The organism is Bacteroidia bacterium (assembly GCA_041391665.1).
Lineage (GTDB): Bacteria > Bacteroidota > Bacteroidia > J057 > J057 > JAGQVA01.
The window spans coordinates 1,846,365-1,870,972 of the sequence record JAWKNO010000001.1 but is presented as its reverse complement, the minus strand read 5'-3'; the positions used below and the strand labels follow the sequence as shown (position 1 = coordinate 1,870,972).

Below are 24,608 nucleotides of genomic sequence, written 5' to 3'. Positions count from 1 at the left end.
AAGACAATGACGACAAAATTAATACTGACTTTCCTTATCATTGTTCTGTTGTCAAACTGCTCGACGACGACAAAAAAGCCATACAATTCAAAATTTTCTATTCAGTACGACATCGGTAAATTAACGGACATCAACCTTGACACGACAATGTTTACGGTTCTGGTTGACTCAGTTCATAATACTGAAGGAGCGTTTGACCTTGACTACATTTGGTATGTTAACATTCGGTTCGACGACAACTATTTTGAAAATTTAGAACAAATCATTCGAACATCAGAAAGCTACAATTGCGTGACGCACGAGTTTGACAAAAATTGGAGCTCGGTCGACACCTCTAAAGTAAAAGGGGTCTGGCACACTGACTCTACTCTTTTTAAATTTGTTCAAAAGCCAAAACAGTTTAATCCTGAGCCTATTTATCTCTCCATCGACACATCGACAAAGACGCTTGACTTGATGTTAATTCACTTGTAGACGGACAAGCTGTGTGGCAGCTACGACCCACTAACAGCGCCTAAGCTCAATTTTTTGCGGGTTGGCGCTCAAACACTATATTTGGACAAGCAAAAACTGAGCCTAGGCACAAAACGTTACCTCCTAAAATTAATCTCATGCGACTGTTCTCTTTATGAGAACTTTTTTGTATTATTGCCGTTGAATCAATCAATCAATGTTGAGAATAATTGCGAAAAGGACATTAAGAGAATACTGGGAAATCCATCCTTACAGTGAGCAACATCTGAAGACGTGGTATGAAACTGCAAAAAAGTCAAATTGGAATAACTTCAATGAGATAAAAAAGACGTACCGAAGCGCAAGTATTGTCAGCAATGATCGGGTTGTGTTCAATATCAAAGGGAACAATTATCGTCTGATTGTCAAATTTAATTTTGAGCGAAATTGGGCCTTCATACGATTTATTGGCACTCACAAAGAGTACGATAAAATAGACGGTTCACTCATTTAAATGGAATAAAAATGAATATTCGACCGATAAAAACTGATGAAGATTATTATCTGGCCTTAGCCAGATTAGAAGAAATTTTCGACTCGCCGGTAAACAGCGCGGAAGGAGATGAGGCTGAAGTATTGTCATTGCTAATTGAAAATTTTGAGGACAAATATTATCCCATAGAATCTCCGGACCCCATTGAGGCGATAAAAATCCGAATGGAGGAAATGAATTATAAACAGAAGGACTTAGTCGGTATCATCGGCGGGAAAAGCCGTGTTTCTGAAATTCTCAACCGGAAAAAGAAGTTGACAGTAGAAATGATTCGAAAACTTACCGAAATCCTAAAACTTCCCTCAGAAATATTGATTCAAGATTATCAACTGGCTAAATAACTTAAAAGAAGCAGATAATACAGGGTTGGCCCTGATCTCTACCGATTTCAACCAGAGACTACCATATCGCCTGACGCCCTCCGTAAACTTTGATCCATAAGGCTTCAGTTTTCGTTGCTTCAGGTTAAGAGCATGTTAGGAAATATAAGTATTTGATCATCAGGCAATTCGGTTTAAAACAATCGAAATATTGGCCCAAATGAGCCAATATTTGGCCGATCGGAGGGTATGTTCATAGTCTTTGACGATCCTTCGTAAGAAATTTGTCCAGGCAATGGTGCGTTCCACTACCCATCGTTTGGCGATCGGCACAAAGCCCTTAGCACTTTCGGGTTTGGACGCATACTCAAAAATCAACCCTAATTTTTCGGTTTCCGCTGCAAAACTTCCCTGGTAGGATTGATCACCCAGGATTTTTTCTAACCGCTCCGAATAGGCCGAAATCTGTCCCAGGAGCCGCTTCCCTTCTGTGCCACCATGGAGATGCGCTGCATGGACTTCCACATCAAAAATCCGTACGACCTTCCCGTACCCGATACAAAATCGCATTCACTACACAACGGATCGGCATCGTTCGTTTGCGTTTCCAATCAAAAAATTCCGATATTGACTCCCATTGGGCATCAGTGAGTTCGCTATTCTGAGTGGTCATTTTGGTTTTTGTTTGCAAACTCAACCTAATGACCTTTGCCCAATTTTTAAAATCCTAACATGCTCTTATACTAACCGTTATAGCCAATGTTAAAATGACGACAACGAAACAAACAATCATATTGACTTTGACGATTTTTGTTGCCGCTTGCGGTTCAATGACTAACAAGAAAGACTTTGAGCATAGCTATGAAAAGTATTGGGACAAATACTCAGACCAACAACTCATTGACACTTTGTTTTCGGACACATTAAATGTTGGGCCTGACACAGATGGTGGATGGACGACAAGAGAATTTTATATAAACACTACCAAACAACTAATTGCTGACCTTCAAGACGACAAAAACAAAATTGACAGTTTATATCCAATGACGCCCTTTGATGAGCTGACAATTAAAAAATTACCGTTTGGTTTTAAAAAGGCTTTTTCTGATGAACAGACAACAAAATTTTTAGAAATAATCAATGACCCTGTTTCATTTGACTGGGCAGAGACGACTTACGAACCAGAATTTCAACTTGACTTTTTTAAAGACAATACAGTTGTTGCTTCCTTGACTATTGGTGCTGACAAGTCAATAGTTAAGTCAAATCCCGATTGGCCTGAATTCAAAAAATTTAGATTGGGACGATTAAAATCAGAAGCGTATAACGAAATGACCAAACTACTAAATAACCTGACAAATTAAATGGCGACAGTATTCCTCATATTACTTTTGGTTTCGCCTTTTCTGTTATTGGCGACCTACCTAATGACAGTAAAAAGCAAATCTTTTTGGAAAATATTTACCGGTCATACCATAGCCTTCATGGTTTATATGACTTTTGTAATCAACTATTCAACGCTGTTGACAGGACACGATGAATATGGACTTGGACAACTTGGACTTTGAATTTTATTTATTATCGGACACATAATCATTGGCTTTGCCCACGGGATTTTTATAACGCTTAAAAGCCTACAAACACCATAAATCCCAAACTCTCCCAAACTCTCCAAAAACCCCTCACAACGCCAGAATAAACTGCTGGAGGTTCTGGTCGGTGTCGAGGTTGAGTTTTTTGCGCAGGCGATAGCGGGCTTTGTTGACACTCTCCGGAGTAATGTTGAGGATGGCAGCAATTTCTTTGGTGGAAAGATTCATTTTCATCAGCGTAATCATCCGGATTTCATTTCCTGTGAGTTCAGAGAAGGCCCGGTTGATTTTTTCGTCAAAATCGGAATACACCTGGCGGAAATATTTCTCAAAATTTTCCCAATCCGCATCCCCCCGCAAATCCTGGTCAATGGAACCAATCAGACTGGCAAAAGGCGCTTTTTCTTCCGCTTCGGTTTTGATTTTTTCGATGGCGTCTTTGAGGCTGGTGAGCAATTTGTTTTTGGATACGAGGTGAAGAGCATGGGTGGTGAGCTCCCGGCGGCGAAATTCGAGTTCCTGCTCTAATGCCTTTCGCTCTTCTTCCTGAATGATTTGCCGGCGGATCACCCGCTGGCGGTAGATAATAAAAAGCAGGGCTGCGATTCCGACAATTAGAACCGTTCCCACAATCAGCATCTGGATCTGAAAGGATCGAAGGCGAGCATCCTGTCTGAGAATTTCGTTTTCGTTTTCCTGAATAAGGAGGGCTTTTTCCTTTTTCTCCGTCTCGTAAATCGTGCGCATTTCCTCAATCTGCCGGGAGCGGGTTTTGTTGTAGAGCGAATCGCTGATCGAATCGTACAGTTGATAATCCTTTAATGCTTTTTTGAAATCGCCCATCAGTTCGAAAGATTTTGCCCGGTTGAAGTACGCCTGCCGGAGGTTATCTTTTGCGGAAATGCTATCTGTCAGTGCAATGGCCCGCGACAGCAGGGGAATCGCTTTTTCCGGCTGGTTCATATCGTTGCGGGTCATTGCCATATCGATGAGCGCCTCTGCTTTTTTGTTGAGGTTGGGGCCGGTAGAAAGGAGATTAAGACTTTGACCCAGGATTTCCAGCGATTGCGCGTATTTTTTTTCAACGCGGTAGAGTTTGCCCAGATTTGCCATTGCCGTAGCTTCCAGGTCGCGGGAACCGATTTCCCGGGCGAGAGATTTGCTTTTGAGCAGATAGGATTGCGCCTCTGAATAGTTCTTCTGGTAAAAAAAGACGTTACCGATATCATTATTAGCCTGCGCCTGATAATATTTGTCGTCATAGGCTTCGTATATTTTCAGTGCTTCGAGGTTATAATCGATGGATTGCTGAAGGTGCTGAAACTGCATTTCGAGGCCTGCGAGATGGTTGAGCACATCTGCTTTGCGCAGCGGCTCGTCGATCTGATTTTGAAGATTCAGGGCGGTGAGCGAATTTTCCAGCGCAATGGTATGATAGCCGAGATACAGGTTGATCATTCCCCGGAGGTCATAACACATAGACAGATCAGAAACTTTTTCAGGGAAAGCTTCCAGCGATTGAATATTCTGATCAATCATCGCCAGCGCTTCAGGATAATTTCCCTCCTCATAAGCCAGAATGGCGAGCGCATGTTTTACCTCCAACTGGCGCGAGGTGTTGCCGGTTTGCTGAAAAATATCATTCGCCAGCAGGTAATAAGCCCTGGCCGAATCGGCCTTATCGGCATTGTTGTAAAGCACACCGAGGTGATAATGGGCCATGGCAATATGTGTAGTATCACGGAGTTTTTGAGCAAGCTGAAGTTCCAGTTGTGCATAGTGAAAAGACTGCTTCCAGTCGCTATACAAAAAGGCATTATAGAGGTGAGCAAGAAGAAAAAGCTTTTGGTTTTCGTCGACTTCGAGGTTATACAAATTGAGCAGACTGTCGGGGTCGTGTTTTTGCTGCGCCTGGCCCAAAACAGGGAAAAACAATAAACAGGCAAGGATTACTTGCGGAATATCCTTCATCATCATAGACTATTTCATTGTAACGGATAAAAGTGCAAAGATCTGTCTAAGAGCGAGGGTTTTATTAGAAAAAAAAGTTCAATGAAAATGAAAAGATTTTGGGGGAATTGGTTATATTTGGGGTATAAGTTACAATATTTTTTTGTAACGTACCCCGTTAACGGGGTACGGGGCTCCCGCCAGACTAAACCATACCCCTAACAACCGCCCTCCCATTAAACACACAATTTCCCAAAAACGTGCCTTCCAGCGCTCTCAGTCCGTGAATTCCTCCGCCACCAAAACCCGCGGCTTCTCCGATTGCATACAACCCCTCCACTACTTGATCATCGGGTGTCAGCACCCGGCACTGCAGGTCCGTTTTGATGCCGCCAATGGTTTTCCGGGCGAGGATAAACTCCCTGACGGCAATCAACGGTAAAGCGCCGCTGTCCATGATTTTTTGGAACTTACACGTACGAAGCCGCTCCCCGCTATACTGACGGAGATGAACGATTCGTCGAAGTTGTTCGTCGTTGAAGTATTTTTCTCCGCGGTCAATCGTAGCATCATAGGCTTCAATGGTTTTCCGAAGGATTTCTGGGTGAATGTCTTTTTCCCCGGTAAGGGCATTCATTTTTCCGGCGAGTTCTTCGACCGTGTTTGCAACAACAAAATCCTTGCATCGGGCAATCATCGTGTCTACGAGTTCGCGGTTGCCGAATAGAATATTTTTGGCAAATGCCCATTTTTTCTGCTGCGTAAGCGCATCGTTGTACATGGAGCCGGAAACTGCCAGTTCTTTGTCCGCGATTTTGCGGTTCATCACCTGCCAGGAGTATTTTTTGGGTTCCTGACAGATGCGTTCTACCAGGTAGCGGGAGTCATAACCAGAAACCAGCGGCATGGGCCCCATACGCTCTCCGTGGTAATTAAGCCATAGGGCAGATTTGGGGGGAATGATGCTCAGGCCATGATCCGGGTGATCTGCATCCGGGTGGTGTACTCCGGCGGCATAATTCCACTGCCGGTCGAGGTGGGTGACATGGGCGCCAGCTTCTTGGACGTGGCGGTGGATGTCGCCGTTGGCGACAAGATGCGATCCCGAAAGCATTTTTTCGGGTGGTGCGCCCCAGGGCTTATACCAGTGTTGTCTGACTACATTCACATCGCCGGTAATACCTCCCGCAGCGGCGATCACATGGCTGGCTTCTATTTCGAAGGGCTGACCGTTATCGAGATTTTTCCCCACTACCCCACTTACTTTTCCATTATGGGTAAGCAGTTTTGTTACGTCGCTGCGAAACATCAGAGTCAGATTTTTCCGGTTGGGGTGTTGCGACAGATGACTCGTCAGATGATTGACCAGCCCGCGTCCGGAGCCCCAGACAAGGTGAAACCGGGGCACTGAGTTGCCGGGCCGGAAAAGCCCCCGCTCTACCCACTGCACGGAGGGCACATATTTTACCCCTTTGGGTTTGAGCCATTCATAGACTTCCTGCGTACAGTTGCTGACGTAGTGTTCGGCCCACCGTCGGGGCCAGATGTCGTCATCATCAAATTCTGAAGCAGAAAGCCAGTCACTGAGGGCGAGTTCGGTGCTATCCTTGATCCCCGCTTTTCGATGGAAGGGAGAATCTACATAAAACAGCCCGCCGAGCGACCATACGGCCAGGCCACCCAAACGATCCTCGCCGTTGCGGTCAAGTAAGATTACCCGCAAGTTGCGGTCGAGGAGTTCGATAGCAGCGGTAATTCCTGCGAGGCCGCCGCCAATAATGATTACGTCAGAGGTCATGGGGTTAAAAATAAATATGCACCTGTAAAATAGTAAAAAAATACTTTCGCAACTCTCACCGTTAACCTCGTAAATTTGGTATCGTAGAGTCTTTATTTCCCCAAAAATGAATAGATACCTGCTACTATCTCTGCCGCTCTTGCTTGCGCTCACGAATGTTCGGGGCCAGGCTAATGATCTGTTTGCTTCTGACTCCCTCCTTCATCTCCGTCTCGTGGCACCGATGGTGGAGTTTCTCGCCGACAGGTCCGATGATGCGCCTGATCACCCGGCAACGGTGTTTTATCAAATGGCCGGCTCCAACATCCGCCTAGACTGCGAAATCCTCGTCAAAGGGCATTTCCGACGCCAAAAGCAAAACTGCGAGTTTCCGCCCATGCGGATCAAATTTGAGAAAAAAGATATACCTGAAACGCTGTTTGAAAATCACCGCAAACTCAAGCTGGTCAGCCATTGTACCGACGAAGCGTATGTCCTGCGTGAATATCTCGCCTACCGTATGCTGCATTTGCTTACGCCCTACAGCTTCCAGGTGCGTCTGGTGAAAGTCACCTATGAAGATGTCCTCGGCAGAATGGAGCCAATGGAAAAATTTGCCTTTCTCATTGAAGATGAAGATATGCTTGCCGAGCGTTTGGGCGGCGAACTTATTGAAGCGCAAAATCTTCCTCCTGACAGTACTGAAAGGGAACAAACCCTGCTGGTATTTTTGTTTCAATATATGATCGGCAATACGGACTGGGATATTAAAATTGAGAAAAACATCAAACTGGTTCAGCACAACCCGCAAGAACCGCCCTTCATTATCCCTTTCGACTTTGACTGGTCGGGTTGGGTAAATGCGCCTTATACCGCGCCTTTTATGGAAAATTTTGAGCGAAGACGCTTCTATTCTATTTGCCGAAGTCAGGCAGAATTTGAATCCGCATTCGAAAAATTTCAGAAAATACGCCCTCAACTCGAAGCCTTAATCAACGATTTCCCCTGGCTGAATAAAAAAATGACGAAAGAAAATCAAAAATACCTGGCGCTATTTTACCAGGATATCAGCAACGAAAAAACCGTAAAGGAGAAATTTATTGGCGCCTGTCCGGTGAATAAATAATTTTTTTTCCGATACTCGCATATCATGAAAACTTGCTACATCTTCCTCTTCCTCAATATTGGATTCCTCTACGGACAACCTTCCGGTTTTGTCCTGAACTCAGAGAAAATTCTCCGCATCTCCCACTCCTTTCGCGAGCGATCGGTCTGCGCCCACGAATATGGCGGAAAAATCTTCATGCTGGGCTATAGTCTCGCATGCGCAGGTACCAGTTGTACACATGCTTCCGCCATGGTCGTTGTGGACAGCGAAGGAAAATACCTCTGGTCCAGACGTATCGGTAACCCTCAGACGGTTTCTCCCAAAAGCAGTATCGCAGATGCGGCAGGAAATAGTTATGTGACCGGTCAGCTGAGCCCTGCACCTTTTACAGATTCCAAGTCCTTTATCTACAAAATTGATTCTACCGGTCAGTTGATATGGGCCAGGCTCTATGGCAATTATGCCCGCCATACTCCAACCAAAATCCTTGTCCACCGCGATACCCTTTACGTGGCGGGGTTTACAGATTCCTTTGACAATAATGACAATGGTTTTCTCCTGAAAGTGAGTCCGGATGGCGAACAACAATGGCTAAAGTATTTTTTCCACTCAGACTACGATATTAAATTTAATGATATGCTCCTCGGCCAGTCGGGCAACTTGCAGGTGGCCGTCTCCTTTCGCGACTGGTTTGGCCAATCCTTTGCCTCGGGTATATATTCTTTTGATGAGAATGGCAACAATTCGGGCAGATTTGCTTTTGCCGGGTTTGATGACCTTGTCTCCATCACCGAAAATTCCGACGGATCATTTTCCGGCGTCATCAATAAGTCCTCTTTAAGCAATGGGATTCTGGGAATGGCCATATTCAAAACCAATCCGCAAATATCTGGGCTGGAATGGATCAGAGGCCACAATATCAATGTCTCTGTTGCCGATGCCGTGCGTGGAGCCGACGATGAAATTATCATCACCGGAAAATACGGCCTCAGCGCTTTGACAGGCCAGGCTTATATTCTCTCCGTGGATAAATTGGGAAATCACCTGTGGAACAAAACTTACGGAGCCAGCGCTGAGGGCACGATCAGCGATCTCCTTGCGCTTGACAACTGTCAGTTATTTGCCTGTGGTTATGCCAATGATGTTACAGGCATTAACCCCAATTGGTATTACCTCAGGATGAATCAGCAGGGAGAAACTGGTGGCATTGCTGATACGATGCCGGGATTTTCACTCGATACGCTGACCGCTTCCCTTACCGATATTCCTTTGCTGGTTTTAAACAGCACCGACACGGCAACAAATGTGAATGCGCTCTTCGAAATAGGCGTGCTCGTAGATAGCACTACCTATTCCAGCTTCGCTGAAGCGGAAAATCTCTGCCAGTCTGTTGGTATAACAGACTTACTGCAAACAGAATCCTTCCAAATATTTCCCAACCCCACCTCGGATTTTGTGCAGATTAAGACATTCTTACCCGCTTCGGCAAAGCCTGTTCTGGATATAACCGACCTCCGGGGCAACCGGGTCTTTCAGGGCTCTGTTGTCAATGCTTTTACAGAAATTTCCCTGAAAGATATTTCTCCCGGAATCTACTTCATCAGAATTAAATGGAAAGATGGAGCTATGGTAAAGAAACTGGTGGTTCAATGATATCTTCCTCAGGGGTGATTTTTTCAAATAATTTCCCCCAATCCTTCCAGTCGTATTTTCGCATCATGATGATAATAAAAATCGCCGAAGCGATAAGGCTAACCACAACCATTAGCCCCACGTGATATTCACCAATTGTAAACAAAGTGGGCGTCTGAAGGGCTGAGCCGGAAAAAGTCACTACAGTCGCGCCGTAAATATTGTTCCCGGCATGTACGCCCAAAGCGATTTCCATTCGTTCATCCATCACAGTAATCACGGCCATGATTACCCCAAACCCGATATAATACAACAAGATCCCATACCCAAACTCACCGATCTCGGGATTGGCAATATGCATCAGGCCAAACAATACCGAAGACAGCAAAACCGTAGCCCATGGGCGTTTAAACCACAAACCAAATCCCTGCAACAAATACCCCCTGAATACAAGTTCCTCCAGCGAGGTCTGCAAAGGAATCAATAACAATACAACCAGAAGGGAAGGAAAAAATGTCGCGGCGTTAAATGTCCACGTATAATTTTCAGGCTCTGTCAGATAAGCCACTACTTCAAACCCTACCATCAGTAAAAACCAGAAGCCCATTGCCACAAACAACCGCTTCCAGTCGATCTGGTCTAGCGGAGAAATCAGCGACAAAAATGGGCGGTTGTGAATATATTTCAACCCAAACCACAAGATTGGAATCGAAATCACAAAAGGTAAAATCAGGATTGCCAGCCCTAACGCCGGGTGTACCCCCAAATCTTCAGGGTTGATCGAGTCAAGGTTCTGCAAATCGGCAGGATTTACCCCCAGATACAACAAAAGAAAACTGATAGGAATAGAAATAATCACATTTCCCACTACCAGTAAAACGATCACCGCCAGGTACAATGGCCATTTGTTGTTGCCACTGGAAGCCCGGTTGATAAAGCTGTGTTTTTCCATATAGGCCAAATAACGAAAGACGCGTGAGAATTGGCAATTTCCTGAAGATTTTTCGTCCTTTGCCCCGGCATTTTCGTATAGAGAAGGAACCATTGGCAAATGAAATACCTGTATATTCTTACCATCAGTCTGATTTTGGGTTTTTCATCATACCGTTTGTGTATGAAACCTGAGCCTTTTTCCTCCAAAACCTGTGCAGAAATGCCTGCCACAGATTCTCTCCGTACAATGTTTTCCTACCAACCCCTGAAGGAGCAGGAAGAACCGGAAGAAAGTTATGATTACGAATCTGTCGATCTTTCTGTGGTGGCACTTTATGCGGTTATCAATTTTTTCCTTGATCTGTATCAATGAGTGAGATTTTCTTTTCCCACGCCAATGGTTTTCCAGCGAGAACATACGAAGTATTCTTCCACCACCTCCAGCCACATACCGTTTCCTATGTCGATGTTTTTGGATTAGGTGAATATCAGCCTGGCAAAACCTGGCGGCCCATGGTTCAGGAGTTGATTGAAAATGTAGAAACGCGAAGTCAACAACGGGTCTGGGGCCTGGGGCATTCTTTCGGTGGTGTACTTACTTTATGGGCGGCGATCGAAAGACCCGATCTGTTTAAAGGAATCATCATGCTCGATCCGCCGATTTTCCCCTGGTGGTTTCGGCTGGGAATGGGCATTGTGCATTCTCTGGGGATCTCTGAAAAGGTAATCCCCATTGCCAAAAAGGCCAGCCGCCGGAGGGAAAAATTTGACAGCCGGAATGAAGCCTATCATTACTGGAAGAATAAATCGCTGTTTAAAGCTTTTGATCCGGAAGCCTTCGATGCCTATATCAACTACGGGCTGAAGCCTTCTCCCTCCGGAGGATTTGAACTCACCATTCCCCGATCGCTGGAGAGCAAACTGTTTGCTACCACACCCGCCAAAATCGGCAATACAAAACCCACCGTGCCCAGCTACTATATGTATGCCACACAGGGAGTCGTTCCGGTAAAAAATATTCACCAGCAACAGCGCATCTTCTCAAAGACAACCTTCATTCCCTTCGAAGGACAACACATGTTTCCGCTCGAACAACCGGAAAAAACAGCTGCCTTTATCAAAAATATTATCTCCGGGCACGTAAACTAAATCAGCAGATTTACCCTTTCGGACAAACCTGCTGATCTAATCGGTAATAAGGAATACAAATGAAAGGTTAAATGCGAATGCTTAGAACAAGGACTAGATTCTCACAATCACTTTATTTTCTGCCGTAAGCTGCTTACATTCATGTAGTCAAATCTGTTGCAGAAAATTATATTACAATTATAGGTATAATATAATTATATACAATTACGAATATTCGTATTTTATAACAATCGAATGAAATCATTTCTCCCGAAGACGAAAGTCACATCCCTCCTGCTGCTAATCTCTCTACTGGGTTGTAACCCCTCAAAAAAAATAACCCAAACCCCTGAACCACAATCGGTTGCTGCCGAAACACCAACTCCTGCCGGCCCGCCACCTGCTCTTCTTGTCAAATCGGATGATGATACCGCTTCTCACCCTCTTTCCATTTCAGAAATCCATCTGAATGTACAGGTCACGGGCAACATGGCGACGACTACCCTTGACATTACTTTTTTTAATCCTATGGACCGGTTGCTGGAAGGACAATGGTATTTCCCGCTGGCAGACGGCCAGACAGTTACCAGATTTGCCATGGATGTCAATGGCAAATTGCGCGAAGGCGTACCCGTAGAAAAGACTAAAGCACGGGTAGCCTACGAACAAACCGTCAGGCAGCAGATCGACCCGGGCCTTGCAGAATGGAGTCAGGGAAACAACTTCAAAGCCCGTGTTTACCCCATACCGGCGGAGGGTTACAAACGCATTGTCATAGCTTATCAGCAGGAATTGCCGACGTCAGCGGAGGGCTGGCTGTATCAGTTGCCCATGAATTTTCCGGATAAAGTCAAAGTGTTTTCTGTAGATGTTTCCGTCTTTAAGCAGGAAATTGAACCTAAAACAGACAAAAACGAACTTGCAAACTTGTTTTTTAGCCGATGGGAAGAAGCCTACCGGGCATCCCAGACATTTAATGACTATCTCCCCGACCAGCGGCTGGCTTTTGTAGTTCCCAAAGGTCAGAAAGACCATCGGGCATGGGTAGAGGGCATATCCCGGGACTCCGCCTGGTTTTACCTTACCGCAGAAGTTCCGCCCATTCCGGTGATAAAAAAATCATCCCCGGCCAAAGTATGCGTACTATGGGATCAATCTCACTCTGCCAGCGGTAGAGACAGAGAAAAAGAACTCGCGGTGCTCAACCAGTATTTCGAATCTGTCAACAACCCTGACATTATTCTCGTTCCCTTTCACATTCTTCCTCAACCTGCACAATCATTTTCCGGACAGGAAAAAGCTGCTTTTACCGAAGTGGTCAAAAATCTGCCCAACGACGGTGCAACGCGACTGGAGGCACTGGATCTGAAAAAATATGAAGCAGATGAATTTCTGCTCGTAACTGACGGAATATCAACCTTCGGAGAAAACGAATTTGACTTCACCGGCAAACCTGTCCACACCCTCACATCGGGCAATGCTGCCGATTTTTCGCTCCTTCGCCATATCGCCCGGGCTACCGGAGGGAAATTTGTCAACCTCAATCAACTCTCCACAACAGAGGCTGTTACAACCCTAAATTCCTCTTCCCTTCAGTTTATTTCTGCCAGCTTTAATCCCACCGAAGTATCTGCCCTTACGCCTTCTCTTCCGCAGGAGGTAAACCAGACTTTCTCCATGGCGGGAATCTTGCTGCGGGACGAGGCGACCATCACCCTCAATTATGGATTCAACGGAAATGTCGTGCGCAGTCAGGTTATTTACCTCGACCGGCTAAAAGATGCCGTAAGCGCTGTACCCGTAAGCACCATCTGGGCGGGAAAAACACTCCGTGAGCTTGATCTCCAGCACGAAAAAAACAAGTCCCGGATTTTGGCTATCGGCAAACGGTTTTCGCTCCTGACCCGTGAAACTTCGCTCCTCGTACTTGACCGGGTAGAAGACTATGTAACCCACGAAATCACCCCGCCGGAAGAGCTCCGCGAAACGTATGCAGATCTCCTCGCCCGGAAAAAAGAAGCGGAAACCTTCGAATTACTCAGCCATCTTGATCTGGTTGCTGAAGGTTTTTACAGCCGGATCGAATGGTGGAAAAGAGAATTTGCCATTCCCGACAAACCCTACGAACAACAGTCCAAACGGGAAGATGAAGGCAGACTATTGGAAAGCAATTCGGTGCACAGTGACTTAGCTGACGATGGAGCCTGGAGTGATTTTGGGGGCGATGATGATTTTGGAAGTTTTGATGATATCGGAGAATCTGAAGAAGTCGCAGATGAAACAACGGACGAAGAAACCGTAACCAGCGATATTATCCTGAGGGAATGGAATCCGGACATGCCCTACCTTACCGAACTGAAAGCCGCAACCAAATCAGGCCAGTTTGAGACCTATCTTGAACTCAAATCCACCTATGCCGTTTCCCCCGCCTTTTTTCTGGATGTCGCTAACTTTTTCCAGAATGAAGGAAAGGACGATATTGCCTTGCAGGTTTTGTCCAATATCGCAGAGATGGAACTCGAAAACCACGAGCTGTTGCGTGTAGTTGCGCGCCGCTTGCAGCAATTGGGCCTATATGATGAAGCCATCTTTATATTCAAAAAAATCACAGAAATACGCCCCGAAGAACCCCAATCCTGGCGCGACCTCGGGTTGACGCTTGCTGACAAAGGTCAATATCAGGAAGCGGTGGACCAGTTGTACAAGGTAGTAAGTACTCCATGGGATACCCGTTTTCCCGAAATCGGTATTCTCACTGCACAGGAAATGAACGCCGTCATCGCAAGAAGTACGCAGCCGCTGAATCTTCAGGAAATAGACGAACGGCTGCTGGCAGATCTTCCCACAGACATTCGCGTGGTGCTGGATTGGGATGCAGATGCCGTGGATATGGATCTTTGGGTAACTGATCCCCGGGGAGAAAAATGTTATTACCAGCACACATCTACGGAAATTGGCGGAATGATTTCTTCAGATTTTACCGGAGGATATGGACCCGAAGAATTTTTGCTCAAAAAAGCCATGAAAGGAAAATACAAAGTGCAGGTAAACTATTATGGAACCCGCCAGCAGCGGATTGCAGGGCCGACCAATATCCAGCTTAAACTGATCACGGGTTACGGTCGGAAAAATCAACAGACAAAACAAATCACCCTCCGGCTTGAAGCAGAAAGTGAAGTCATAGAAGTCGGAGAATTGAGTTTTGAATAATTCTGCCTGACTGTCCGATGAAAATATTTTTTGCATGCACGCGCCCTTCTTGCTAATTTCCCATTGAATATGCCGGAAATCCTCACAGAAGCGCAAATTGTAGCCCTGCTTTTGGCAGGTGATACAAAGGCGATTGATCAGATTTATCACCAGTATGGCACCAACCTGCTGGGGATCATATTCCGCATTGTCGGAGATCAGGAAATTGCAGAGGATGTTTTGCAGGATGCGTTTGTAAAAGTTTGGAAAAATGCCGCCAGTTATGATACCTCCAAAGGGCGACTATTTACCTGGCTGCTCAATATTTGCCGCAATACCGCTATCGACAGGATTCGCTCGGCAGAATTTAAATTCAAACAAAAAATCCAAAATCCTTCCAATCCCGTATCTATCGAGTCTGAACAGCAAACCTACTCCTTCAACCCCGACAATATCGGTGTGAGGGAATGGGTAAACAAACTCAGGCCAGAGCATTCGGAAGTGATTGAGATGGTTTATCTGACTGGTTATACCCACGAAGAGGCCGCCGAAAACCTCGGACTCCCATTGGGTACACTAAAGACGCGACTTCGATCTGCTTTGAAAATATTGAGAGAGAATTTAAACCCATAAGAAAGTGACCATTCGGGAATACATAGAATCCGGTAACCTGGAACTGTATGTGGCAGGAAAACTCCCTCCTGAGGAGGCGCGCGAGGTAGAAGCTTACGCCGAAACCTTCCCCGAAATCAGGGAAGAAATATCGGCTATCCGCGAATCACTCGAAGCTTTCGCCGGGTTGTACGAGCGCCAACCTTCCCATGATCTGCTCTCTAAAATCAAACTGAAAATCGCAGAAGAAGACAAGTCAGATATTAGTGATGTTACTGACAATATTGTACCTCCACTTACAGAAGAAAAACCGGATAACATTCAGCCACTTTCTTCTCCCCGCCGCATCAATTGGCGATTTATCGCTATTGCCGCAGCGGTTGCATTCCTTCTCAGTGTAGGCATAAACCTCTTCCAATACCTCCAACTCGAAGAAACCGGCAAACAATTGGCGCTGCTCACAGAGCAACAGCAGGTACTTGCTGAAAATTATAACCGCACTTCCCAACAACTCAAAAGTTTAGGTTCATCAGAAACCCAGATAGTAACCTTGAACGGCCTCGAAAATGCACCCGAATATACCGCACGCGTTTATTGGGATAAAACCTCCAACGAATTGTATCTTTCCGTCGGGAACCTTTTCAGCCCGGCAACTGATAAACAATTTCAACTCTGGGCCATCATCGACGATAAACCCGTTGACCTCGGTGTGTTTGACAATACCACCGACCTCCTCCACATGAAGTCAATCTCCTCCACTGGCAATGTAGCTGCATTTGCCGTTACCCTTGAGCCCCGCGGAGGCAGTGAGAACCCTACACTCGATCAAATGTTTCTCCTTGGAAAATTGGGGTGATTGTTGGGTGTTGGGTGTTGGGTGTTGGGTGTTGGGTGTTGGGTGTTGGGTGTTGGCTGTTGGGTGTTGGGTGTTGGGTTTTGGCTGTTGGCTGTTGGGTGTTGGGTGTTGGCTGTTGGGTGTTGGGTACATACCGAAGATACTGAACACAATAAAACAAAAAATCCTGCAAAAAAGCCCCAACCACCACGCAGCATAACTCAGACCCCTTTGCGAAACTCTGCGATTCCTTTGCGTACTCTGCGTGAACCCCATCACCTCAGATCGAAGATCATCCCCTGCCTTTGAACGCATCAACAAATGCAGACAGGAAGTTTCATAGAAATTCCCAATTACTTTACAATTCCGAAACCCTATCTTTGCAAAAATTTTCAAATGAAATTTTTACAGAAAACACAGTTTTTACTCCTTCTAACCTTCTTTACCTGCCTTACTTCTTTTGGCCAGGTAACCATCATCGTCAACGCGATCCCCGCCAATACACCTCCCGGCGACCCCATCTATATTGCCGGCTCCTTTAACGGATGGGATCCCGGAAATGCAGGTTATCAACTGACCAAAGACACCGTCAACAACACGCTGGGCATTGTCATCGCGGCAGGAACCGGTACGATTTCCTTCAAATTTACCCGCGGGAGCTGGCCAAAAGTAGAAGCCAATGCCAACGGCGGATTTATCCCCGACCGCACTTTTACTTATGGCAATGGCGACACCATCAATCTACAGATTCTCGGTTGGGAAGACCTGAGTGGCGGCGGCGGCGGACAGACCAGTGCAGCGCCAAACGTATCCATTCTTTCCGACAACGTATATATGCCGCAGCTCAACCGCTACCGGCGGGTGTGGGTATATGTTCCGCCCGACTATGCGCTCAACAGCCGTACATATCCCGTACTTTATATGCACGACGGACAAAATGTATTTGACAGCTATACCTCTTTTTCCGGTGAATGGAAGGTCGATGAAACCCTCAACGACCTGTACGCCTCAGGTGACAGTGGCATCATAGTAGTAGCCGTGGACAATGGAGGAGGTGCCCGTCTGGATGAATATTCCCCCTGGGTAAATCCCAGCTACGGCGGCGGGCAGGGCGATTTGTATGTAGATTTTCTCATCAACACCCTGAAGCCTCATATCGACAGTCTGTACCGTACACGCCCCGGCAGAGAATCGACCGGCATCATGGGCAGCTCGATGGGCGGATTGATCTCCACCTATGCGGGGATAAAATTTCAGCAGACATTCAGTAAGGTTGGCGCATTTTCATCGGCGTACTGGTTTGCCGGAGCCAAAGCCTATCAACATATAACCAGTACCGGCAAACAGGCAGATATGCGCATTTACCAACTGATCGGCAACCAGGAAGGCGCCAGTTATGTAGCCGATATGCACCGGATGGAAGATTCCCTCCACGCCGCAGGATTTGGTGTGGATGAAGTCCTTTCGGTCGAAAAGTCCGACGGACAGCACAGCGAATGGTTTTGGGCCAGAGAATTTGAAGCCGCGTACATCTGGCTGTACCGCACCCCGGCAGCTTCCACCGCGATAGACCCCAAACTTACGCCACCGGCGGTAAGACTATATCCCAACCCCGTGCGGGAGCAATTGTACCTGAAAATCGATTTACAGAAAACCCAAAAAGTAACCATCGAAATCACCGACCTGAGTGGCCGCAGCGCGGGGATCATATTTTCCGACACCGTGCAAGCCGGCCATCAGAAACTCACCATCAACCTGAAAAACCAGGGACTGACAGCGGGAATTTACCTATGCCACGTTAAAGCAGGAAATACCGAAGCTGTGAAAAAATTCAGTTATCGGGGAGAGTAGGATTATGATGAACCCCTTCCGCCGGGTCGTCCCTATTTGAGAAGAGACTGGCGGGATTATGTTTGCCGGAGGCATAAAATCCGGTGGCTGGGCCGTTTTGCCGGTGGGTGAGGCTCTCGAACCCACCGGATTTGCGCCGCAGGCGCCCTTTGTTGGCCGGGGCTTCGAGTGACCTCAGCCGCCGGTATTTATCGCGCCGCAGCGCGCAGCGTGTCGAACCCCTTCCGCCGGGTCGTCCCTATTTGAAAAGGGACTGGCGGGATTATGTTTGCCGGAGGCATAAGGCCCGGAGGGTGAGGCTCTCCTGTATGGGACCTTCGGCTCGAACCCACCGGATTTGCGCCTCTTTCTTCAATTGGCGAGGCAAATTCCCATCAAATTGCGCAGTAACCGTTGAAATACTATTTCACCATTGAGGTATATTGTAAGGATGATGATTTTTGGGGGAATGTTTGAAGCAACGGAAACGGCGTTGAGCACCCCTCCCCCATTAACCATTGACAATTAACAATTAACCATTAGCCAACGCTTTCACCAGCTTCCCGATATACACGCCCAGCCCCACTTCCAGCGTTGCGAGTAATGCGTTCATCTGCTCGTGGGTAATAATGCCCGGGCCTTTGAGGTTGAGAATGCTGAAAAATATCAGCCCATACCCCGCCAGCACCACATATACGGTCATCTGAAATTTGCGGCTCACATAGGGCGAATCGTCTTCTTCAAGATTGCGTTTGCCGAGCCAGTCGTCAAACATCACGCCCAGCCACGCGGCAAACAACGGGACAATCATCGCGATCGTGCCGATAAACTGCTCCGTGGAGAAATTGCTGCCCGAATCCCACAAGATGTATAAAAATACAATCAGCCCCAATTTGATCGCCAACAGCAACACCATCACATGCCCCCTCAATTTTGCCTCACGTATGCCCTTGATGCGATAGGAAGTGGGTTTGGGAGAATCGCCTGTTTCGGCTGGGACGGGCGCTGGCTCTGGCAGCGGCGGAACTTCCACATCGGGAAAATTGTCCTCCATTTCGTCGGTGAGTTCGAGCAAGGCCTGGCGAATCTGGTTGCGCCGCTGGCGAAGTACTTCGTCTGCGGTGGTACCCTGCCTTTTTTCACGCTGGTATTCTTCCCACTGGGCGGAAAGCTGAATCACCGTGTTTTTGTAGCTTTCGAGCGCGGGTAACCGGGTAACTTCCAGCAGCCAGGCGAGTATGGATGCCTGTTCGCCTGCAGCGATCCGCGCCTGAATCGCAGGTATAAGTGCTCGCAGTTTCATTCCGTAAGGATCTTTTTCAGTTCAGTTTTAAATTGGTCTGCATAACGCTCGAGGTAAGATTTAAATTCCTCCTCCATATCCATATAACCGCGAAGACCGGAAAGGTTACTGTAAAAACCAGAGCCGTATTTCCCTTCGATATCGACGGTGATTTTCACGCCGGAGACGGTTTCTTCGTGGGTAATGGTAAATGTCAGCATTTCACGCTTTACCCAGTTGCAGTCAGAAATACTCAGGCTGCGGAAAAGTTCGCACAGTGCATTTTGGGATTCGTCCACCAGCACTTCTTTGCAAAGGTCAATCACCTCAAACCGCAGGACATCATCATCTTCCAGGGGAGGTTTTACCTGAGGAAACCGCTGATCGCACCGGGTCTGTTCATAGCGGTTTTTTGCGTAGGCGTAGATTTTATCAAAGACAACCTTTTTGCTCCATTGTTTCCGGATTTCTGCTTCTGAGATTTTTTTGTCGCTGAATGTGGGGGGCGTGATTTCAATTTTCCGCACCATGGATTTGGGGTTATATTCTTCCACCATTACCTTTCCCGAATCAGCATCAAAATAAATCTGCCGGCCAAAGAGTTTGGGAAGGCCGGGCTCATAGGTATTATAGACATACACCCCGACGTTGGCGTCCTGAGAGATTCCGGAAAGACTGATCCATTTGTAAAACAGTGCCTGTTCGAGGCGAATGGGATGTTCTGCTTCGAATGAAAACTTCAGCGTTTCCCACGCATTGATCATATAATCGGTGCCGGCAGGGCGGGTAAACCCGAGGAACAATACCACATCCCTTTCTTCAACCGTCAGATCATATACCCGCAGGATGTCTCCGATCCCGCTGTATTCGAGCCAGTGCTGGTAGCGGTCTTTTTGTTCGTGGAGATAGGGTTTCTCCGTGCGAAAATCGGCTACCTGAGCAAAAGCACAAAAACCCGGAAAAAGGAAAATGGCTACAGCTGCAAGCAGAGGGCGAATGGTTTTCGGCATGACTGGATTGCGTTATTTTAGAAGCAGATCAGCAAAAAGTAAAGATAAACGCTGTGGGGGAGATTTGCAATTGGCTGTTGGGGGTTGGCTGTTGGGTGTTGGGGGTTGGGGTGTTGGCTGTTGGGTTTTGGCTGTTGGGGGTTGGGGGTTGGCTGTTGGGTGTTGGCTGGGGATACTTTTCGGCATTGCTGCCCTCAAGGGGCTGATATCAATGTGTGCTGAAGGCACAAGGTTTGGGGCTCCACACTGAACAATCCGGATGCAAGAAGTCTATCGAAGCGCAAAGCTGTAAAATGCCCTGCTGCTGAGGGATATATTTTTAGCCGAAGGCGATAGTCCTTAAAGAATAATCCCGAAGGGATGGCATTTTTATAGCAACCGACGCCACCTCCTTGATTTTTCACCCTGCGGCGCGCCGTTGCGTGCATCCAACGGCGGATATATCCCCCTCTTTTCCACATATATGCTACGCATTATTGAAGTAATCTGCAATCGTTTTTCCGTGTGGAACTACCAAAATAAAAACTAATTATGACAGCATCTGTTTTGCTAAAAATTTTATAAAAATTGGGGCTACCGCCCCCCTGTCTAAGGCTTCTCCTATGGGATCTCAGATTCCTTGCGAGAATCTTCGACCCCAAACCCCGATCTTTTTGGATCAGTCAGCCCGGCAGGCGGACGGCGCTTCCCGCGCCTGCCAGCCGGGCAGACCGATCCAAAAAGATATTTCCCCCCTTTTTTTTATTCTTTCTCTTTTTCCTTCAGCTCATAACAACGCCGAACAGGCAGCTAGAACTGGCGGGCAACCCGGAACCCATCGTTGCCGTGGCGAGACCCCGGCGTGCTGTTGATGCGATTAGCCACGCGGCAATTCACCGAAGAGGTGGCCCAACCACCGCCGCGCAAAACACGGTACGAGCCACTCAACGGGCCTGTCGGGTCTTGCTGCGCCGATTCCGGATAAGACCCATACCAATCCCCACACCACTCCCACACATTGCCGCTCATGTCGTACAGGCCCAGCCGGTTGGGCTTTTTCTGTCCCACCGGGCGTGTGCCCGTATTGTTTGTGTTGCTCGTAAACCAGGCGTAGTCGCCCAGGCTGGCTTCACTGTCTGTAACTGCATATATCGTGCGACCGGTGCTGCCGCCCCCCGCTGCGTATTCCCACTCCGCCTCCGTCGGTAACCGCCAGTTTTGCCCCGTTCGCTCGCTCAGCCAGTCGCAGTAAGCCTTTGCCCCAAACCAACTCACATAATTGACCGGGTGATCTTCTCTCCCTGATTTTACCACCCAGCTATTGCCCTGTTTCTGGATCGCAGCTTCCGCATAACCATTATACCCCGATCCCGAAGCATCGTACCATTCCACACCACCCTCACTTTGATTGCCTTTGGCATTCAAAAACTCCGCATACTGCCCATTGGTCACCTCCGTCTTCCCCAGCCAGAAGTCGCTTACAGTTACGTTATAGTTTTCCCGCTTAAACGTCCCGCCTGTGATCTTTACCATCTCCGGGACGGGGATTTGGTCAATCGTGGGTTTGACAACGGGGGGTACGGGTCTTGTAACCACCGACACAGCCCCCGCCACAAATACAAACCCGCCGCTGGCGTCCTGAGGCAGCGCACCTATATGGGGAGTTGGGATCACTTTTTCCATTTCCGCCAGCAGGCCCCGCCACGTCAGCAGGCCATCCCCATACGTGTAGCTGCTCCGCAGTGCTTTCAGAAATCCGTTGGTAAACGGGGAATGATCCGTGCCGTCGGGCGTCCGTTCCTTACCTCCGGAGGTCAGTAAAAGGCGCGATTTGTTCCGGAGTTGTAGGGCGATTACAGCCTGGCGATCCGCTTCAGTGGTTGTTTCGGAACCGTGTATTGTGGGTTTTGCCTTGTCATTAAAGGCGATCTCGCGGTCTATCGTGCCCGAATAACAGGCGTCTATCGCCAGCAGAATATGCTTGCAGGGAATGTTCGTAACAATATTCCCGATCTTATTCAGATCGAGATGCGAATCATTGTAAGGATCGTCGTATTTCCCTTCCCGCGATACAAAAAATCCGGTGGTAAGAAAGGTATTAAAATCTCCGTGTCCGGAAAAAAAGATCAGCAACTGGCCATCGGCGGGAAAAGATTTGTTGCTCCACTGCGCCAGGATCGCAAAAATCTCGTTGCGGGTTTTGTTTTTATGCACCGCTGTCTGAAAGCCGAATACATCGCGAAGTTCCGCCGCCAGGGCATCGGCATCACGCCCCGGGTTTTTGAGGTCTTTCCAGCCCGGATCGTCATACGTATCCACCGCAAAAAACAGGGCAAAGTCCTTACCCGCGCGCAGCGGGGCAGGTTTTTCGGCGGATTCAGGCGCCATTCCCGCCAAAGGCAGCAGGATCAACAAAAGCAGAGGTATGTGCGAAGTCATTGCGAAGGAAATGTTGAAATACTATTTCACGATTGAGGCATATCGTAAAGATAATGATTTTGGGGGGAATGTTTGAAGCAACGGAAACGGCGTTGAGCACCCCTCCCCCATTAACCATTAACAATTGACAATTAAAAATTTTCGCATTCACCTAAATCCAAATCTTTCCCGCTCCCGTAGGTATGCTGAATTTTTGAAAATAACCTTCTTATCATTTCAAAATTAGTGAACTTATGATGCGAAAAACTACCGCCCTCGTCAAAGGCCTCCTCGTTGGAGTTTCCCTGATGATTCTGGGCACGACGCAGGCCCTCCTGATGGCTTCCAGCCACAGAGAAGCGCCTCTGATCGCCAACGACCCGCTGGCAGACAATACGGACCTGTATGCCTTCCGGTCGCCCGACGATCCCAACTCCGTGACACTGATCGCCTGTTACGTTCCTGCGGAGGATGCGTTTGGCGGTCCCAATTATCATTCATTCGGAGAAAACATCCGCTATGAGATTCACATCGACAACGATGTGACTACCACTGGCGACGACATTATCTACCGTGCGACTTTCTCCAAAGTGAATGAGGATCCCACCACTTTCTTCAACATTCGCCTCGGACAACAAAATCTCAAAACCACCTATACGCTCGAAAGAAGCGTGGACGGCGGACAGACTTTTGTAACCATCGTTTCAAACGGTATCGTTCCTCCCGCCAATATCGGTCCCCGCTCAATTGAAGGTCCTGTCGGCCTCGGCGCAAACAGCTATGAAGACCTGATCACCGCAGCGATTACAACGGCAGCTACCGGCGAAAAAGTTTACTGCGGTCCCGCTGATGATCCGTTTTTTGTCGATCTGGGCGGAATCTTTGATCTGGGCGATTCTCCCCGCCAGGGTACAACCACCATGCGCGACGGACTGGCCGGTTTCAACACACATGCGATTGTCATTCAGGTGCCGATTGCTACCTTACAGAAAGACAACAAGAGTGTAAATATGGCAGCCAATATCCTCGACGGAGACTTTGTCATCGGTGTATGGGCTTCTGCCAGCCGCCAGCAAATGCGCACCCTGAATACTGACGGTTCGTTCACCGAATCTGGTCCATGGGTACAGGTTTCACGCCTGGGTATGCCTCTGACCAACGAAGCGGTTATTCCGATCGGCCAGAAAGATGACTGGAACTCACGCACCCCTTACAATGAAAACCCTGCCCATGCCTTGTATTTTTACAATCCAGAATTAGCGCTTTATATGGATGATGCTCTTTTTGGTGGTGCAGTTCCTGCTTTTTCTGCTCTTCGGATTCAGCGCAAATCGCTTGGCGCGTTTGACTTCGGCAACGGTAATGATGGTTTGTATGGCCTGAAAGGCAATCCTGCCCTCGACGGTACGGCTTTGGACGACGCAGTATTTGGAACCCTTCTGCTTCCCGGTCCGGGGCAACCCAGATCTGTAGATTTGTGGCCTGCTTTCCATACCGGTGTGCCGAATGTGATCCCTTACCAACTGGCTACCGGAAAAGGTGGAAATCCATTAGCAGCAGGCAAACCATTTGTCAACAACTTCCTGCCCAATGGTGGTGATATGCTTCGCCTCAATATGGCCGTGCCGGTAACTGACCGTACCGATCCTGCTTTCTCTTCACTCGGGCTGATCAATGCCGCAGTAGTGGGGCTTACCGATCCGACCTACGCCAACACCAATATTGAATTTATCCCCAATATGGATGGTTTCCCCAACGGGAGAAGGCTGGAAGATGACGTAACACGGATCGAACTCCAGGCCGTGGCCGGTGTAGTACTCGCAGCCGTCGGGCTTTGGTACGATGACTATTCACCCGCAAATCCGGAAGCATCACCTGTAACGAATCAGTTGCTGAATGTGCTCCAGTATTCTACCGGTGTGGAGTCCAACGACGCAGCATTCAAACCCATGTTCCCTTATCTGGCATCTCCCTGGCGCGGCACTGAAGCCGGTCAATAGGTCCAAA

19 protein-coding genes are annotated in these 24,608 nt (G+C 47.7%); 12 read left to right on the top strand and 7 right to left on the bottom strand.

Translation table 11 applies throughout. The features are described from left to right. Positions 1 to 670 precede the first annotated feature (670 nt). Together R3D00_07865 and R3D00_07860 are read left to right on the top strand one after the other, a co-directional pair. Complete coding sequence (locus R3D00_07865; GenBank protein ID MEZ4773083.1) at positions 671 to 967, top strand: type II toxin-antitoxin system HigB family toxin; 297 nt, start codon at positions 671 to 673, stop codon at positions 965 to 967. 11 nt (positions 968 to 978) lie between these two features. Further along, on the top strand, positions 979 to 1,347 hold the full coding sequence (locus tag R3D00_07860; protein ID MEZ4773082.1) for a transcriptional regulator: 369 nt from the start codon (positions 979 to 981) through the stop codon (positions 1,345 to 1,347). A 159-nt stretch (positions 1,348 to 1,506) separates the two neighbouring features. On the opposite strand, the gene R3D00_07855 is transcribed toward R3D00_07860, so the two are convergent. Further along, positions 1,507 to 1,896 (bottom strand): hypothetical protein, encoded by a 390-nt coding sequence (locus tag R3D00_07855; GenBank protein MEZ4773081.1) that lies wholly within the window; start codon positions 1,894 to 1,896, stop codon positions 1,507 to 1,509. Between the two features lie 197 nt (positions 1,897 to 2,093). On the opposite strand from R3D00_07855, the gene R3D00_07850 reads away from it, so the two are divergent. Then, on the top strand, positions 2,094 to 2,690 hold the full coding sequence (locus tag R3D00_07850) for a hypothetical protein (protein MEZ4773080.1): 597 nt from the start codon (positions 2,094 to 2,096) through the stop codon (positions 2,688 to 2,690). Positions 2,691 to 3,008: 318 nt separating this feature from the next. Here R3D00_07850 and R3D00_07845 read toward each other — a convergent pair whose 3' ends face one another. Together R3D00_07845 and R3D00_07840 are read right to left on the bottom strand one after the other, a co-directional pair. Further along, entirely contained in the window at positions 3,009 to 4,895 is a 1,887-nt protein-coding gene (locus R3D00_07845; GenBank protein MEZ4773079.1) for a tetratricopeptide repeat protein, read from the bottom strand. A gap of 178 nt (positions 4,896 to 5,073) precedes the next feature. Further along, positions 5,074 to 6,666 carry an FAD-binding dehydrogenase gene (locus R3D00_07840; GenBank protein ID MEZ4773078.1) on the bottom strand — a complete coding sequence of 531 codons (1,593 nt, stop codon included), beginning with the start codon at positions 6,664 to 6,666 and terminating at the stop codon, positions 5,074 to 5,076. 106 nt (positions 6,667 to 6,772) lie between these two features. On the opposite strand from R3D00_07840, the gene R3D00_07835 reads away from it, so the two are divergent. Both R3D00_07835 and R3D00_07830 read left to right on the top strand, forming a co-directional pair. Further along, positions 6,773 to 7,771, top strand: a complete 999-nt coding sequence (locus R3D00_07835; GenBank protein ID MEZ4773077.1) for a hypothetical protein — start codon at positions 6,773 to 6,775, stop codon at positions 7,769 to 7,771. Positions 7,772 to 7,795: 24 nt separating this feature from the next. Then, the gene (locus R3D00_07830) at positions 7,796 to 9,406 is read left to right on the top strand and encodes a T9SS type A sorting domain-containing protein (GenBank protein MEZ4773076.1); all 1,611 of its coding nucleotides are present in this window, start codon (positions 7,796 to 7,798) and stop codon (positions 9,404 to 9,406) included. Here the strand turns inward: R3D00_07830 and R3D00_07825 are convergent. Next, on the bottom strand, positions 9,378 to 10,337 hold the full coding sequence (locus R3D00_07825) for a type II CAAX endopeptidase family protein (protein ID MEZ4773075.1): 960 nt from the start codon (positions 10,335 to 10,337) through the stop codon (positions 9,378 to 9,380). The two genes, R3D00_07830 and R3D00_07825, sit on opposite strands and share 29 nt — an antisense overlap. Positions 10,338 to 10,436: 99 nt before the next feature. On the opposite strand from R3D00_07825, the gene R3D00_07820 reads away from it, so the two are divergent. From R3D00_07820 to R3D00_07795, 6 genes are all read left to right on the top strand, one after another. After that, entirely contained in the window at positions 10,437 to 10,691 is a 255-nt protein-coding gene (locus tag R3D00_07820; GenBank protein MEZ4773074.1) for a hypothetical protein, read from the top strand. Next, positions 10,688 to 11,467 carry an alpha/beta hydrolase gene (locus R3D00_07815; GenBank protein MEZ4773073.1) on the top strand — a complete coding sequence of 260 codons (780 nt, stop codon included), beginning with the start codon at positions 10,688 to 10,690 and terminating at the stop codon, positions 11,465 to 11,467. Before R3D00_07820 ends, R3D00_07815 begins: the two co-directional genes overlap by 4 nt. Before the next feature lie 234 nt (positions 11,468 to 11,701). Beyond that, positions 11,702 to 14,656: a VIT domain-containing protein gene (locus R3D00_07810; GenBank protein MEZ4773072.1), complete on the top strand. Its 2,955-nt coding sequence runs from the start codon at positions 11,702 to 11,704 to the stop codon at positions 14,654 to 14,656. A 69-nt stretch (positions 14,657 to 14,725) separates the two neighbouring features. Beyond that, positions 14,726 to 15,268 (top strand): sigma-70 family RNA polymerase sigma factor, encoded by a 543-nt coding sequence (locus tag R3D00_07805; GenBank protein ID MEZ4773071.1) that lies wholly within the window; start codon positions 14,726 to 14,728, stop codon positions 15,266 to 15,268. A gap of 4 nt (positions 15,269 to 15,272) precedes the next feature. Further along, positions 15,273 to 16,103 (top strand): anti-sigma factor, encoded by an 831-nt coding sequence (locus R3D00_07800; protein ID MEZ4773070.1) that lies wholly within the window; start codon positions 15,273 to 15,275, stop codon positions 16,101 to 16,103. Positions 16,104 to 16,478: 375 nt separating this feature from the next. Further along, a complete protein-coding gene (locus R3D00_07795) occupies positions 16,479 to 17,933 on the top strand; it encodes an alpha/beta hydrolase-fold protein (GenBank protein MEZ4773069.1) in 1,455 nt (484 codons plus the stop codon). A 511-nt stretch (positions 17,934 to 18,444) separates the two neighbouring features. Here the strand turns inward: R3D00_07795 and R3D00_07790 are convergent. The 3 genes from R3D00_07790 to R3D00_07780 all read right to left on the bottom strand — a co-directional run bounded on the left by R3D00_07790 (position 18,445) and on the right by R3D00_07780 (position 22,622). Next, positions 18,445 to 19,215, bottom strand: coding sequence for a hypothetical protein (locus R3D00_07790; GenBank protein MEZ4773068.1), 771 nt, complete (start codon positions 19,213 to 19,215; stop codon positions 18,445 to 18,447). Then, the gene (locus tag R3D00_07785; protein MEZ4773067.1) at positions 19,212 to 20,204 is read right to left on the bottom strand and encodes a hypothetical protein; all 993 of its coding nucleotides are present in this window, start codon (positions 20,202 to 20,204) and stop codon (positions 19,212 to 19,214) included. Before R3D00_07785 ends, R3D00_07790 begins: the two co-directional genes overlap by 4 nt. A gap of 789 nt (positions 20,205 to 20,993) precedes the next feature. Next, on the bottom strand, positions 20,994 to 22,622 hold the full coding sequence (locus tag R3D00_07780; GenBank protein MEZ4773066.1) for an SUMF1/EgtB/PvdO family nonheme iron enzyme: 1,629 nt from the start codon (positions 22,620 to 22,622) through the stop codon (positions 20,994 to 20,996). A 287-nt stretch (positions 22,623 to 22,909) separates the two neighbouring features. Here R3D00_07780 and R3D00_07775 point away from each other — a divergent pair, with 287 nt between their 5' ends. Continuing rightward, positions 22,910 to 24,601, top strand: coding sequence for a DUF4331 domain-containing protein (locus R3D00_07775; protein MEZ4773065.1), 1,692 nt, complete (start codon positions 22,910 to 22,912; stop codon positions 24,599 to 24,601). Positions 24,602 to 24,608: the final 7 nt, after the last annotated feature.

Coding starts and splice junctions, on each gene's coding strand:
- R3D00_07865 (MEZ4773083.1), top strand. CDS start 671: ATGTTGAGAATAATTGCGAAAAGGACATTAAGAGAATACTGGGAAATC.
- R3D00_07860 (MEZ4773082.1), top strand. CDS start 979: ATGAATATTCGACCGATAAAAACTGATGAAGATTATTATCTGGCCTTA.
- R3D00_07855 (MEZ4773081.1), bottom strand. CDS start 1,896: ATGCGATTTTGTATCGGGTACGGGAAGGTCGTACGGATTTTTGATGTG.
- R3D00_07850 (MEZ4773080.1), top strand. CDS start 2,094: ATGACGACAACGAAACAAACAATCATATTGACTTTGACGATTTTTGTT.
- R3D00_07845 (MEZ4773079.1), bottom strand. CDS start 4,895: ATGATGATGAAGGATATTCCGCAAGTAATCCTTGCCTGTTTATTGTTT.
- R3D00_07840 (MEZ4773078.1), bottom strand. CDS start 6,666: ATGACCTCTGACGTAATCATTATTGGCGGCGGCCTCGCAGGAATTACC.
- R3D00_07835 (MEZ4773077.1), top strand. CDS start 6,773: ATGAATAGATACCTGCTACTATCTCTGCCGCTCTTGCTTGCGCTCACG.
- R3D00_07830 (MEZ4773076.1), top strand. CDS start 7,796: ATGAAAACTTGCTACATCTTCCTCTTCCTCAATATTGGATTCCTCTAC.
- R3D00_07825 (MEZ4773075.1), bottom strand. CDS start 10,337: ATGGAAAAACACAGCTTTATCAACCGGGCTTCCAGTGGCAACAACAAA.
- R3D00_07820 (MEZ4773074.1), top strand. CDS start 10,437: ATGAAATACCTGTATATTCTTACCATCAGTCTGATTTTGGGTTTTTCA.
- R3D00_07815 (MEZ4773073.1), top strand. CDS start 10,688: ATGAGTGAGATTTTCTTTTCCCACGCCAATGGTTTTCCAGCGAGAACA.
- R3D00_07810 (MEZ4773072.1), top strand. CDS start 11,702: ATGAAATCATTTCTCCCGAAGACGAAAGTCACATCCCTCCTGCTGCTA.
- R3D00_07805 (MEZ4773071.1), top strand. CDS start 14,726: ATGCCGGAAATCCTCACAGAAGCGCAAATTGTAGCCCTGCTTTTGGCA.
- R3D00_07795 (MEZ4773069.1), top strand. CDS start 16,479: ATGAAATTTTTACAGAAAACACAGTTTTTACTCCTTCTAACCTTCTTT.
- R3D00_07790 (MEZ4773068.1), bottom strand. CDS start 19,215: ATGAAACTGCGAGCACTTATACCTGCGATTCAGGCGCGGATCGCTGCA.
- R3D00_07785 (MEZ4773067.1), bottom strand. CDS start 20,204: ATGCCGAAAACCATTCGCCCTCTGCTTGCAGCTGTAGCCATTTTCCTT.
- R3D00_07780 (MEZ4773066.1), bottom strand. CDS start 22,622: ATGACTTCGCACATACCTCTGCTTTTGTTGATCCTGCTGCCTTTGGCG.
- R3D00_07775 (MEZ4773065.1), top strand. CDS start 22,910: ATGATTCTGGGCACGACGCAGGCCCTCCTGATGGCTTCCAGCCACAGA.